Annotated in this window: 13 protein-coding genes; 4 read left to right on the forward strand and 9 right to left on the reverse strand. The window is 56.2% G+C overall.

The window, feature by feature from the left end:
• Both ACGJAX_RS25145 and ACGJAX_RS25150 read right to left on the reverse strand, forming a co-directional pair.
• Positions 1 to 1,458 (reverse strand): amino acid permease, encoded by a 1,458-nt coding sequence (locus ACGJAX_RS25145; RefSeq protein ID WP_390956559.1) that lies wholly within the window; start codon positions 1,456 to 1,458, stop codon positions 1 to 3.
• A 169-nt stretch (positions 1,459 to 1,627) separates the two neighbouring features.
• Complete coding sequence (locus ACGJAX_RS25150; RefSeq protein ID WP_390956560.1) at positions 1,628 to 2,656, reverse strand: LuxR C-terminal-related transcriptional regulator; 1,029 nt, start codon at positions 2,654 to 2,656, stop codon at positions 1,628 to 1,630.
• Positions 2,657 to 3,357: 701 nt separating this feature from the next.
• On the opposite strand from ACGJAX_RS25150, the gene ACGJAX_RS25155 reads away from it, so the two are divergent.
• Positions 3,358 to 4,269 carry a YeeE/YedE thiosulfate transporter family protein gene (locus ACGJAX_RS25155; RefSeq protein WP_390956561.1) on the forward strand — a complete coding sequence of 304 codons (912 nt, stop codon included), beginning with the start codon at positions 3,358 to 3,360 and terminating at the stop codon, positions 4,267 to 4,269.
• Positions 4,270 to 4,356: 87 nt separating this feature from the next.
• On the opposite strand, the gene ACGJAX_RS25160 is transcribed toward ACGJAX_RS25155, so the two are convergent.
• The gene (locus ACGJAX_RS25160) at positions 4,357 to 4,815 is read right to left on the reverse strand and encodes a YfcE family phosphodiesterase (protein WP_390956562.1); all 459 of its coding nucleotides are present in this window, start codon (positions 4,813 to 4,815) and stop codon (positions 4,357 to 4,359) included.
• A gap of 180 nt (positions 4,816 to 4,995) precedes the next feature.
• Between ACGJAX_RS25160 and ACGJAX_RS25165 the strand changes: the two genes are divergently transcribed.
• Entirely contained in the window at positions 4,996 to 5,193 is a 198-nt protein-coding gene (locus ACGJAX_RS25165; RefSeq protein ID WP_390956563.1) for a transposase, read from the forward strand.
• Positions 5,194 to 5,206: 13 nt separating this feature from the next.
• On the opposite strand, the gene ACGJAX_RS25170 is transcribed toward ACGJAX_RS25165, so the two are convergent.
• From ACGJAX_RS25170 to ACGJAX_RS25180, 3 genes are read right to left on the reverse strand one after another with little or no spacing between them, the layout of a single operon-like run.
• The gene (locus ACGJAX_RS25170; RefSeq protein ID WP_390956564.1) at positions 5,207 to 6,208 is read right to left on the reverse strand and encodes a zinc-binding dehydrogenase; all 1,002 of its coding nucleotides are present in this window, start codon (positions 6,206 to 6,208) and stop codon (positions 5,207 to 5,209) included.
• Positions 6,205 to 6,543 carry a carboxymuconolactone decarboxylase family protein gene (locus ACGJAX_RS25175; protein ID WP_390956565.1) on the reverse strand — a complete coding sequence of 113 codons (339 nt, stop codon included), beginning with the start codon at positions 6,541 to 6,543 and terminating at the stop codon, positions 6,205 to 6,207. Before ACGJAX_RS25175 ends, ACGJAX_RS25170 begins: the two co-directional genes overlap by 4 nt.
• Before the next feature lie 11 nt (positions 6,544 to 6,554).
• Positions 6,555 to 7,991: an aldehyde dehydrogenase family protein gene (locus tag ACGJAX_RS25180; RefSeq protein WP_390956566.1), complete on the reverse strand. Its 1,437-nt coding sequence runs from the start codon at positions 7,989 to 7,991 to the stop codon at positions 6,555 to 6,557.
• Positions 7,992 to 8,314: 323 nt separating this feature from the next.
• On the opposite strand from ACGJAX_RS25180, the gene ACGJAX_RS25185 reads away from it, so the two are divergent.
• Positions 8,315 to 9,244 (forward strand): LysR substrate-binding domain-containing protein, encoded by a 930-nt coding sequence (locus ACGJAX_RS25185; RefSeq protein WP_390956567.1) that lies wholly within the window; start codon positions 8,315 to 8,317, stop codon positions 9,242 to 9,244.
• Between the two features lie 84 nt (positions 9,245 to 9,328).
• Complete coding sequence (locus ACGJAX_RS25190) at positions 9,329 to 9,649, forward strand: isochorismate lyase (RefSeq protein ID WP_390956568.1); 321 nt, start codon at positions 9,329 to 9,331, stop codon at positions 9,647 to 9,649.
• 182 nt (positions 9,650 to 9,831) lie between these two features.
• Here ACGJAX_RS25190 and ACGJAX_RS25195 read toward each other — a convergent pair whose 3' ends face one another.
• The 3 genes from ACGJAX_RS25195 to ACGJAX_RS25205 all read right to left on the reverse strand — a co-directional run bounded on the left by ACGJAX_RS25195 (position 9,832) and on the right by ACGJAX_RS25205 (position 12,575).
• Positions 9,832 to 10,326 (reverse strand): cupin domain-containing protein, encoded by a 495-nt coding sequence (locus ACGJAX_RS25195; protein ID WP_390956569.1) that lies wholly within the window; start codon positions 10,324 to 10,326, stop codon positions 9,832 to 9,834.
• Between the two features lie 176 nt (positions 10,327 to 10,502).
• Entirely contained in the window at positions 10,503 to 11,390 is an 888-nt protein-coding gene (locus ACGJAX_RS25200; protein ID WP_390956570.1) for a hypothetical protein, read from the reverse strand.
• A 429-nt stretch (positions 11,391 to 11,819) separates the two neighbouring features.
• Complete coding sequence (locus ACGJAX_RS25205; RefSeq protein WP_390956571.1) at positions 11,820 to 12,575, reverse strand: hypothetical protein; 756 nt, start codon at positions 12,573 to 12,575, stop codon at positions 11,820 to 11,822.
• Positions 12,576 to 12,713 lie beyond the last annotated feature (138 nt).

Consider the following 12,713-nt stretch of genomic DNA (forward strand, 5'->3'; position numbering starts at 1 on the left):
TTATTCGTTATCCGCGACGGCGCGTAACATAGAGTGCGCATAAGAAGGCGAGGCCCATTTCGAATAAATAACCCAACCCGCCATCGCCAGGAAAACAATCATGATCGGCACCGCCCAGTTTTCGTACCAGGCAAGTTCCGGATAACGAGGCCATGAAATATTGACCGCTTCAAACAGGGTCCAACCGGTGGCCGCGAAGATGGCGGGAATACTCAAGACCCCCAGCGAAAACGGCCCTTCTCGCCAGTCGCCTTTCAATACGCTGATACAAGCACCCACCAGCGGGAATGCAAAGGCGAGATAAAACCCGGCAATACTGAACGCCAGTAACAGCGGATAAATATTGGTGAAAGACAACATGAACAACAGTGCCGATAACCCGCCGGTCAAGAGAAAAGCGCGGGTGGGCAATTTGTCGTCCCCACTCAACTGTCGAAGGAAATCCGAGCAGGGAATGGTTCTGTCCCGAGCGAACGCCCAAATTACCCGGGAAACCGAAGCCTGAATGCCCAGCATGCACGCCAGAAATCCAATGATGAACAGCACCAGCATGCCCTTGTAAGCGATCTGCCCCAGATGAGTGATCAGCGTCACCGTGACAGGGTCGCTTCCCGCGGGGAATTCCAGGGTGGGCAACGCCAGGATCAGCGAAAACGCCGAAAATGCCACCACCGCGCCAACCGACAGCAGGCAAAAGAGCATCGCCTTGGGCACCGCTCGTTCAGGATCCTTGACTTCCTCAGCGACGGCACCGGCGCTTTCAAAACCCACGAATGCCCAACCGCAGTAAGCAATGGCGAGCGCTACTTTCGACGAGAAAAAGCCGGAGATACCTGGTTCCGGCCAGGCAAACACCTGAGCGTCGGGAATCAGGATGGACAGCGCGTTGACTTTGAACTCCACCAGCAACAGCACGCCGATGCCGACCGAACCGATCACTTCGGCTGCAATGCACAGCCAGACGATGGTCGAGAAAATCTTTCGGCCTTGAGTATTACCCCACGTGGCGAATGCAATGAGAAACAGCGCAATCGGCACACTGATCATCTTGTCCGTCGCATCGATGCCGAAAAGCTGCGCCACGAATCCCGCGCCGCCAAGGGCTACCGTTGCAATGGTGATCGGCAGCGTGCAGATGTAAGTCCAGCCTGCAAACCAGCCAAAGCGACTGCCGAGCAGGTACTTGGACCACTGATAAATACTGCCCTCATATGGAAATCTCGATACCAGCATGGCGAAGACCAACGCCACTAGCAGCTGCCCTGCCATGGCCACCACCAAACCCCACCAGAAGGCAGGGCCGACCGTTAAAATGCCGATTCCGAAGATGGAGTAAAGCGCCACAATGGGCGATATGAAGGCAAAGGCCAGGGAAAATGTGGAGGAAAAGTTCAGTTCACGCTGTAAGTGATGACCTTTTTCCTGACAATAGTCCCTGCCAACCGGTGTGCTGTTCATGGGCATACTCCCGCCGCTCGCGTAATCCGCGAGTCTTCAAGTTCATATTGTTATCGTTGTAGGCCGGCCGCTGAATGACCGTTGTTGCGGGGCTGCGTGCCGAGCCTTGAGGGCGATGTTATCCCCCGTCACCGACTGCACCAATAGTGCTAATCTGCACTAGCTGCCGTTATGACTGCCCGAACATGTGCATCATGAATAAAGAAAATATTTCCCGTTCGCTGGTGATGTCGAGTTTGGCGTACAACCGCTGTTTATAATTCCTGACCGTTCCCAGACTAAGGTCCAGTTTTTCCGCGATCACGGGCATCGAATACCCGCGTAAGGTTTTTTCGACCAGTTGTCGCTCGCGCGGACTGAGGTGATAAGCATCATAGAATTGTTCGAAAAACTCTTTTACATCCGTTTGTATATACCCTTCGCTTTTTTGTTCGAGAAATACTGCTCTGACGTTCGTCGCCGAAGCGGATACATTTCTGGAATATTCCCAGTGGGCAATCAAGCCCTCAACATGAACCGCAATCAGTTCAGGCTGACTCAATATGAATTCCAGCGTTTCGTTTCCGAAGGCATGACCGGTCATGGCGTGCCATGCGGGGTTTTGATAGAGGATCCTGTTATCACTTCCCAACGTGAGAACGCCGACCTTTCCATTCCCGAACAGGGCGCCGAGCCCCTCCAGAAACTCCGTTCGCATGTGCGCGGCATGCGCAGCGACGATGATGGGGTAAAGGGCGGTGAACAAGGCGATTTCATCCTCATTGAACAGGGTGTACTCGCGGTCGAAACAGAAACCCAGATAGCCGCCTCCGATGACAGGCAGCATCAGTGTCAGCTCGTCCAGAATCTGCCCCGACTTGAATATTTCATCGTAATAAACGTTGGAATCATCCTCACTTTGCATGAGTGAAAACGTTACAACAGAGGGCACACGCTCTTCTGTCACTAGCCGAAGCAAAGGGTCGATCCTGTAGAGGTGACTCATGTATTGCTCAACCGCCTCGTGGCTCAAGGAGGTGTTGACAATGAACTCGGGGGCAGAAAATCTGCTGTACTTGATAGCCAGCCAACGCTCACAGTCAATATATTGTCCCAGCGTCTCCAGCACGATGGCATAAAAGTCCTGGCGCCCCACAGCGTCGACAACGGCCGCTATTGCTGCCGCCACACGCGTGTGATCACGAAAGACTTCATTCATGAGGATCTCCGATTTTGCAAATGCCTTATCGCATCAAGCATAGCCCTTTCACAGTGCAGCATGCGCACCAAACGATGCACATAACCGATGGCTTCAACACGATACATTGATGTTATTTCTGGCAATGCATTAACGCGTCAGCTAACGACAACCGGTTACGCGCACCCAATCAGCAATGACTATGCCACGTTAATTTACAGAGCGAGATCCGCAATAGTGCAACATGACACCATTGACTTTTTATCAAGAGGCGACGCAGCACAGCTGCTTAAAAACTTCAGCTCTTAAATCCGTTAAATAACCTGCAAATTTCACATACTGCTCTAGACATGAACTACATCAAGTCGAAACTCTCAACACCATACAAATAAAACAACTGAAACAAACCTGGAACCCTGCTTACATAGTTAAGTAAGCATCAAGAAACTCAATCTGGACAAAGCATAAAATCATCACGACCAAGAAAACCGTCAAACGAAATTCAGTTAAGGGGCTGACCCAATGTCCGCAGTAGGTCGACTATAGCCCTTCGAGAAAGGCAGCAATCGGCCAAGCGCATTCCTTCAACCTCTACGAAATCAGTGGCCAATACAAAGCGACCGTCAGCTCAGGGCCGTGTCCGATACACAGGTAGCCAGATCGAGAGCTACGCTAATGCCTGGTAAGGCCCGGTCCATCCAAATCAGCGGTGGCGCACGAACATGGTTTTCTCTTTATTGATGGCGTTGGTATTAGCGTTTCTGATTGGCTGGGTTTCGCAGCGCATGGGCATGTGCCTTGTCAAAGCGAGCGAACAATTGCTGGCGGGGCGTCCGACATTGTTTGTGGCACTGACATCGTGTGGATTGTTCGGGTTGCTGCTGGCCCCGCTCTATCGTTTCTCCGAGGTCAGCCTGCCGCTGTACTCGCCGGGTATTTCCTATCCTTTACTGGTTTCGGGAGGCTTGTTGTTCGGGGTGGCATCGATGCTGAACAACGGTTGCAGCGTAGGTACGCTGACCCGGTTTGCCTGTGGCAATGTCAATAAGCTGTTCACCGTGATCGGCTGGGTCCTGGGCATCGTGCTCTGGTATTACATGCGCATGATGCCCGAACAGAAGACCCTTCTGATGCCGGAAATTTCCAACCGCCATTACTGGCTATTGATCGGTGTTGTGGCGCTGGTGCTGATTTTTCTGGTCGCCATACAGGGTAATAAACACCTGGTTTTCTCCAGCATGCTGCTGGGTGCGTTGACGAGTGCGCTCTATGCGTTTGAGCCGTTATGGACACCGAGTGTGTTCTTTTACGATGTTTCGCGGATGTTCTGGCAAGCCGATATGGCAATCAGCGCCCGGCGAATTGCAGTGTTTGTCATGTTGTTGGCCGGCATGCTGAGTTTTACCGTATACCGGAAAAATTTCCGTTTCGAGGCCTTTACCCCATCAAAGGCTGGCGTTCATTTGTTGGCGGGTATTTTGATGGGGATTGGGGCTTCGATGATGCTAGGCGGTAACGACTCGCAAATACTGTTGGTGTTTCCAACACTGAGCGTTGCTTCAAGCATTCCAATGGTGTCGATCGCCACAGGCATTCTGGTGTCGTTGTGGTGCAAAAAGCGCTTTACGAATTGAACACCCTCCAGAGGGTTCCGCTGTCGACTCAACAGTACCGGCCGCCCCCTCCGTCAAGGGCATGGAACGGCCAACCCTTCAGCCCCCTCATTCCAACAACGAAATCAATCGCGGCTCAATAGACCCCTTCTCCACCTCCAGCAACACCAATGTCACCGGCAACTTGAACCGCCGGGGCCCCGCGCTGCCTGGATTGAGGAATAGTCGTTCGTCACGCCATTCAATGCGTGGCTGATGGGAATGTCCGGTGATCACCAGCCTTGTGCCGGCTTCCAGCGCTGCCGGGACGTCGGCCATGTCGTGGACCAGCAAGGTACGCCAGCCATTGAGGTCGAAAGACAGGTGGTCGGCGATGTGTGCTGCCCACGGGGCCGTCTGGTCATTGTTGCCGCGCACGACATGCAGGGGCGCGATCGACGCGAGTTGTTCGAGAACGTCCGGTTTGCCGATGTCACCGGCGTGGATGATCCGCTCACAGCCCTGCAACGCCGCGACGGCTTCAGGGCGGAGCAAGCCGTGGGTATCGGAGATCACGCCAACTTTCATGCAAGGCTCCCGGCCAGTTTCAAAAATGAATACAGGGTATCAGCCGTGGGTGAACGTTCGGGTACTCCCCTGCCCCGGCGTTTGGGTGCTCCGGGGTCAAGTGCTTGATTCACCCCGGCACACAGGCGACGACACAGATGTTCATTTTTCGGGGCCTTGGCTCACGCCAGGCCCAGGTATGTGAGAAACAAAAGCCCATTGGCCGAACAACCGCTGCACCCGATTGGCCGCTTGTATCAAGTAGAACGGAAAGCGCGGGACGTCAGCGAACCGGATCTGCGTCTGATTCGGCAGGAAAAACCAGCCCCGACAATAGAAACCTTGCACAAATGGATGCCTGCCTGGATTACGCAAGGTAACTTCGGCAGGCGCGTCTAATACAAGGCCAGTCTTAGAGCAAGTCCACAGGCTGCATCGTGAGAATGATCTTTCCGACGTTTTCGGACGACTCCATCCTGCGATGGGCATCTGCGGCACGTGAGAGGGGGAAGGTACTGTCGACTACCGGCTCCAGGCTGCCTCCCCCTTCGAACCGTTCAAGCCAATGCTCGCGGAATCGCTTGATCATGTCGTGCTTTTCCGGCTGGGTGCGGGACTTCATGATCGTGCCGATGATTTGCAGGTGGCGGTAGAGAATATGCTCCAGCTCCAGGGAGATCTTCCCGCCACCGCCGAGGATGCCAACCTGGATCAATCGCCCGCCGTTAGCGAGTGAAGCCAGGTTGCGAGCGAAGTAAGGTTCGCCGATGAAATCGATGATGACATCAACACCTCGACCGTCGGTTTTGCTGGCGATGATTTCGGCGAAATCACTGTTCTTGTAGTCGATGGCAACATCGGCGCCCAAATGCTCGACGCGCGATAACTTGCTGCCATCGGTTGTCGCATAAACCGTCGCACCTGTGGCGTAAGCGAGCTGTACCGCAGCTGAGCCAACGCCACCGGCGGCGGCATGAATCAAGACCGAGTCACCTGACTGGAGTCGTGCCAGGTGCATCATCGCCTCATGAGCGGTGACAAACACCTCGGGAATCGCCGCCGCGTGCACGTAATCCAGTTGAGTCGGGATTGACATGGCCATGCGGTAGTCAATGCGCGCCAGCTCGGCATACGCCCCGCCACCCACCACGCCCATCACCCGATCCCCCACTTCGAAACCTACGACGGCACTGCCTTTTTCAATGACCTCGCCAGCGATCTCAAGCCCAATGATGGGTGAATCTCCGAAATCGGGATGCCCGTAGCCACCGGTGCGATGTGTCAGATCCGCGCGATTGACACCGGCTGCATAGACGCGCACCAGCAGGTCGGCAGGGCGTACTACGGGGTCGGGAACGTCCTTCAACTTCAGCACGTCGGGGCTGCCAAACTCTTCAATGGTAATGGCTTTCATGGTTGTTTCGCCTGCGGTTGAGTGAATGTGGCATTGGCAATGGCGGACGCGGTGATGGCGGCTGGGAAACCTGCATAGAACGCCAGGTGGGTGATCGCTGCGGATATTTCGTCATGGGTGACCCCATTGCTGACCGCGCGCCGCAGGTGCGCAGGCAGCTCTTCGGCGTGACCACCGGCAATCAACGCAGCCACCGTTATCAGGCTGCGGTCACGTGGAGACAGTGCCGGATCGCTCCATATTTGCGGATAGAGCGTAGCGTCGACGAACTGCGACAGCTTTGGGGTGAACGCTCTGGCCGCTTCACGGGGGCTGCTGAAATTGATGTTCGACATTTCGGGCGTCCTTAAATCTGGCTGATTAATTTGTTGGTCAGATAGTGTTCGATGCCTTCAATGCCGCCCTCTGAGCCATGACCGCTCTCCTTCATGCCGCCGAAGGGAAGTTCAGTAGCAACAATTCGGTATTGATTGATTCCGATCATTCCGGCCTCGAGGCCGTCTGCGACGTCAATGGCGGTTCGAGCGTTAGCGGTAAAGGCATAGGCGGACAATCCGTAGGGCAGACGGTTGGCCTCTTCCAGTCCGTCGGCCAACGTATCGAAGGGCATCAAAATCGCGATAGGGCCGAAGGGTTCTTCATGCATGACCCGAGCATTCATGGGCACATCAGCCAAGACGGTGGGCTGGAAGAAATAGCCTTGTCCTGGCAGGCATTCGCCGCCAGCAAGTACCCGCGCGCCTTTCTCGACGGCGTCAGCCACCAGTTCTTCCATCTTTGACAATTGCCTTGGGTTGGCGAGTGGCCCGACCTGAGTATCGGGATCCAGGCCGTTGCCGATTCTCAAGGCATTGGTCGCCGCGACGAAGTGATCGGTGAACGCCTGATAAGCACCACGCTGGATCAGGAAGCGTGTTGACGAGATACAGACTTGCCCGGTACCCCGGAACCGATTCGCCACGCCTTCTACTGCCGCCTTTTCAATGTCGGCGTCTTCAAACACCAGCACAGGGCCGTGGCCACCCAGCTCCAAAGTGATTGGCTTGACGCCTGCCGCTGCCCTGGTCGACAGCAGTCGCCCAATCGGTACGGAACCGGTAAAGGTCACCTTGCGAATGATCGGCGAAGCAATCAAGTGACTGGAGACTTGATCCGGCACGCCAAAAACGACTTGCAGAACGCCTTTGGGCAAGCCCGCATCATCAAGGGCGCGAGCAAGGGCCAGCGCCGTGGAAGGGCTCTCTTCACCGGGTTTGAGAATGACGCTGCAACCTGCCGCCAAAGCCGCTGATAACTTGCGAGCAGGAGTAATGGCTGGAAAATTCCAGGGCGTGAAGGCTGCGACCGGGCCGATTGGCTGGCGCTTCACCAGTTGCAACACGCCTGGGCGGTTGGCCGGCACGACGCGGCCATCGATACGACGGGCGCTTTCGGCGAACCATTCAAAATACTCTGCTGCACGCGTGACCTCGTCCATGCTTTCGCCAAGGGGTTTGCCTTCTTCCAGCGTCATCTGGGAGGCGATGTGCGGCGCTCGCTCGAGGATGAGATCAGCGGCACGTTTGAGAATTTTTGCGCGCTGGTCCGGCACCGTCTGGCGCCACGTCTGGAAGCTGAGCCGGGCGACCTCAAGGGCGTGGTCAAGGTCGGCTGAAGTGGCCAGCGGCACACGTCCGATTTCAGTTTCCGTGGCTGGGTTTATGACGGCTGCGGTGTCGCGCCCTTCTGCGCTGATCCACTCACCACCAATGAAAAGATAGAGCGCATCGTATGGCGTGTTCATAGATATGGCCTTCACTTGATTGTCAGGAATCGGGCCGAAGCGCGCTGCGTGAGTCCTCGCTTCGGTGGTTTACGACAGAGCCGGTTCAGGCGGCCCGTGCAGCCCAGTCTATGGAGGACGACAGGTTTGATTTAGATGGCCACGAGGGAATCATTGTTGTGTGCAGAGGGAATATCACCCGCCGCCGTTGAGTTGTGTCCTCGACATTCAACGGCCATCATGCGGTGTCAGTGTGTGGTGGCGTTGGGCTCACAAGTACTGAACAGTCCCAGAGGATTTTCTCTGCAACTCAAGCAGTAAACCGGTAGAAAAGGACGGTAGGGATGGACAAACTTTCAAACATGTCTGTGTTCGTGAAAGTCGTTGAGATGGGCACTTTCACTGCAGTGGCCAACCATCTGGACTCGACAGTCGGCAATGTGTCCCGTGCCGTTTCTGCGCTCGAAACAATGCTCGATGCCCGCCTGCTGCAAAGGTCGACTCGTCGTCTTTCCGTGACTGACGCAGGTCGACGATTTTACGAACGCTGTACGGCGATCCTGGCCGACCTTGAAAACGCTGAAGCCGAAGCGAGTAATTCGATCCTGGAACCCAAGGGCACGCTCCGTGTTCATAGCGTGCCTGGCCTTGCGCGTCATCTGGTGACCTGCGCCATCCTTGAGTTCCGCAAGGAGTTTCCCGAGGTCACGGTAGATTTGCTGCTATCCCAACGGATGCCGAACCTGCTGGAAGACCAACTGGACGTTTCAATTCTGATAGCCAGAACGCTGCCCGATTCAGCGTACGTCAGTCAAAAAATTGGGGTCAGTCATTGCGTGCTGGTCGCGTCCCCTGCCTACCTGGCTCAACATGCACCGCCGGCGAAGCCTGAAGACCTCAACGATCATCAGTGCCTGTTGCTGGGCACCGTTGATTACGCTCGGGATGAATGGCAGCTGAAAAGCAAATCCGGCATCGCCAGTTTCGTACCCACCGGGCCGAGCTTTAGCGTAAATGATATGGATGCAATGGCCGTCGCCGTTCGATCCGGAGCGGGGATTGGCTTGTTGGCTGGATTCTCGGCCATCGACGATCTGCGCTCGGGGAAACTCGTGCGAGTTTTGCCTGAGTACCATACCTATGAGCGCAATGTTTATGCCGTTTACACTTCCCGCCAGTTTGTCGATGCGAAGATAACCCGCTTCATAGAAACGCTAAAAACGCGGGTGGGTAGCCAATTGGCAGACACTGCAAGAGAACTTATCGATAGGTAACCTGCTTGAGACTCTCGGGAAAGGCAGATCCTGAATAGCACATCAGCCGATTCACAATTTATTTCAGCAAAGGGAGTGACTCACATGGACGTTTCCAATCAATTGCAACCCTCAGAATGCGCCCGAATGGAGGACATCAGACGCGAGATCGATGCCCTCGACCGGGCCGTCATCAAGCTGTTGGGCAAGCGTTTCCAGTACGTGCTTGCGGCTTCGAAATTCAAGACCTCTGCGGCTTCGGTGCGTGCCCGGGAGCGATTCGATGCCATGCTCGCGACACGTCGTGAATGGGCAGAGGCCGAAGGCCTGAGCCCGGATGCGATCGAAAAGTTGTATAGCGACTTGGTCAACCATTTCATTGCCGAAGAGATGAAACACTGGTCGGCGCAATTGCCCAATACCTAATCCTGTAGTGTCGGATATCCAGTCCGGCGCACCGGGCTTATCTCGGTGGTGCACCAGGCAGTGTGAAAACGCGGGCTGCTCGATGGCTCCGGCTTCGTTGGCAACCGGTTACCTGCGGCGCCCTCGGGTTTTTCGCGAGCGGGCTCGCTCCTACAGGGGGTATCGACTTGGGCACGGTTTTGTCACTTCGACGCGTTGCGCGGATCGTCATGGCTATCAATGTATTCAAGCCCCAGCGGCCCCGTTCCGTAGACTTGCGAGATGTACTCGCCTGATTTCGCCCAGTGAAAGTGCGGTGTATTGGCCGGGAGTATCACTACGCTGCCCGGACCATAAGCCACCAGTTTGTCTGGATCGAAAACAGTACCGAAGCCGATGTAGAACACACCGGACATGACGGTATAGATACGATCTTCCGGATGAGTATGGGGCATAAGTTTGGTGCCGCTGGGCACTTTGACTCGCACTACGTAAGGTGCTGGCTTACTCGGGTCGCCGGCGATAACCGCGAGTTTTACTTCTTTCGGGAAGGCCGGAAAGCTGCGCCATTCCACGTCTTCGTTATGCAAGGCGCCGACTTTATCGAGTGGCAAGGGTTGAGCCTGGGCGAGCGGGATTGCCGCGCTTGCGACAAGGAGTGCGGCCAGACCCGCTGTTTTGATCATGCTCTGAATCATGGAAGGCACCTTGACTACGCAGTAGACGAAATCGTCAGGCTGACTCTATTTCCGATGGGCATTGCTGATAATGGCGTGATCGCGAATTACAGTTGATACCCAATGTAATCAATGCGCTGCCGCACAGGTGCGCCACCTCATCACGCCCACAAGCAGTGTGCTGTTCGCCTTAAATTTCAGCAGTCGCCATTTCGTCTCGGGCGAACCAACAGTAAGGGGCCTTGCTCGTTTAGAGCGGGAGCGGCGCGCTCAATGCAACCCCGCCGCTTTACAGGCATCAATGAAGTTCGCGCCCCTTTTGTCCATGCGGTTTTCACCAGTGCGTTGGCTTTTTGCAGGGCCGGGCTGGGTTGGGCCCATTGCTCGGGGGGCAGTGGTCGGGACCAGGCTTGCACGTTTTGCGGCAGGGTCGGCCGGCCCTTGCGGTGGGCCCACTCGGCGATCAGGTAGGGCATTTTCCAGAAGGTCAGGACGCGGCGCACGTACCACCAGCGCAGGGGCCATCTCGTCGGTTGGGGGTACCCATAACGCTTGCGGTAGGCGTCATCCATGCCGTCATCGAGATCACCCATGAACCGGGCGTCAAGCCGCTCGATTTCAAAGGTGTGCAACCCTTCATAAGGTTTGAGCTCGTCTTCGCTCAGGGTGATGCCCAGCGCAACGAGCATGGGGTTGGGCGTATCGACCAACTCCCCTTCTTCCATGTAGTTGCGAATGGCCGTCCACATGCCCAGGGCATGGGCATCGCTGGGCTGGGCCGACAGGATGAATTGCACAGTGTCGTGCGCTTCGTCCTCCAGGCCCATGCCGAAGGTGTAATCGCGCATCGCGCCGTAGCGGGTGATGCCCTGGCTGCGAGCGACCCAGGCCACCACGCTTTCCCAGGGCACGATCAGCACGCGATGGGTGGTGTCGTCGATGTAGCACACTTCGCGACGCTGGCGGTTGAAGCGCACCGGGTAGCTTTTGGCCAGGGTGCGGACGTTGGAGAGCATGCCGTAGATGAAGCCGCCGATGGGGAAAATCGCCCCCAGAGAAACCAGCGTCGAAACCTTCAAAAACATGAGTAGATCCTGGAGCGGGTTCGTGAAGTTTTCTGGATAAAAAAGCACTCCATGAATAATTACGAGACTCGGAAAAACAAAGGCAGTAAACAAAACAAGCCAGATGCCAAACGCAAGGATCTTCCCCTGCTCGACAGTACCCCGGTTACTCCCCCCCAACTCCAGATAGGTCTCATTCATCGCCGAAAAGTTACGCCGAGAGACTGGCGCCTGCCCGGTGTACACCGGCAATGGCGCCAGAAACAGGGTTTCATTCAAGCCCCGAACCCGCAGCTCCCCGGCACTGGGCCGCTGGCTGCGGATGTCTGGCGCCGGCTCGGTGGTTTCAGGCTTGTCTTGGCGTTTGAACAGTTGGCTAAACATCGACCGTCGCCATTTCGTCGCGGGCGAACCACCCGTCATTCCCCTTTCTCGTTTGCAGTGGCGTCTTCAATGCAGCCCCGCCGCTTTGCAGGCATCGATGAAGTTCACGCCCTTTTTGTCCATGGCGGTTTTCACCAGTGCGTTGGCTTTTTGCAGCGCCGGACTGGGTTGGGCCCATTGCTCGGGGGGCAGTGGGCGGGACCAGGCTTGCACGCTTTGCGGCAGGGCCGGCCGGCCCTTGCGGTGGGCCCACTCGGCGATCAGGTAGGGCATTTTCCAGAAGGTCAGGACGCGGCGCACGTACCACCAGCGCAGGGGCCAGGGGGAACGCTTGGAGTATCCCCACCGCTTTCGCTCTTCGGCCGTCAGGTGACCTCCACCGTCGTCCAACCGACCCAGTGCCCGGGCGTCAAGCCGCTCGATTTCAAAGGTGTGCAACCCTTCATAAGGTTTGAGCTCGTCTTCGCTCAGGGTGATGCCCAGCGCAACGAGCATGGGGTTGGGCGTATCGACCAACTCCCCTTCTTCCATGTAGTTGCGAATGGCCGTCCACATGCCCAGGGCATGGGCATCGCTGGGCTGGGCCGACAGGATGAATTGCACGGTGTCGTGCGCTTCGTCTTCCAGGCCCATGCCGAAGGTGTAATCGCGCATCGCGCCGTAGCGGGTGATGCCCTGGCTGCGAGCGACCCAGGCCACCACGCTTTCCCAGGGCACGATCAGCACGCGATGGGTGGTGTCGTCGATGTAGCAGACTTCGCGACGCTGGCGGTTGAAGCGCACCGGGTAGCTTTTGGCCAGGGTGCGGACGTTGGAGAGCATGCCGTAGATAACGGCACCAATAGGGAGAATCGATGCGACGCTAATTTTGCTGCCTGCCTCCATAAATAGGAATAAATCTCGCCATGGATCCTTAAAGTTTTCTGGATAAAAGAGCACCCCGTACAGGATGAGTAGGCT

The sequence above is a fragment of the Pseudomonas moorei genome, from assembly GCF_042846945.1.
GTDB classification, from domain to species: domain Bacteria; phylum Pseudomonadota; class Gammaproteobacteria; order Pseudomonadales; family Pseudomonadaceae; genus Aquipseudomonas; species Aquipseudomonas moorei.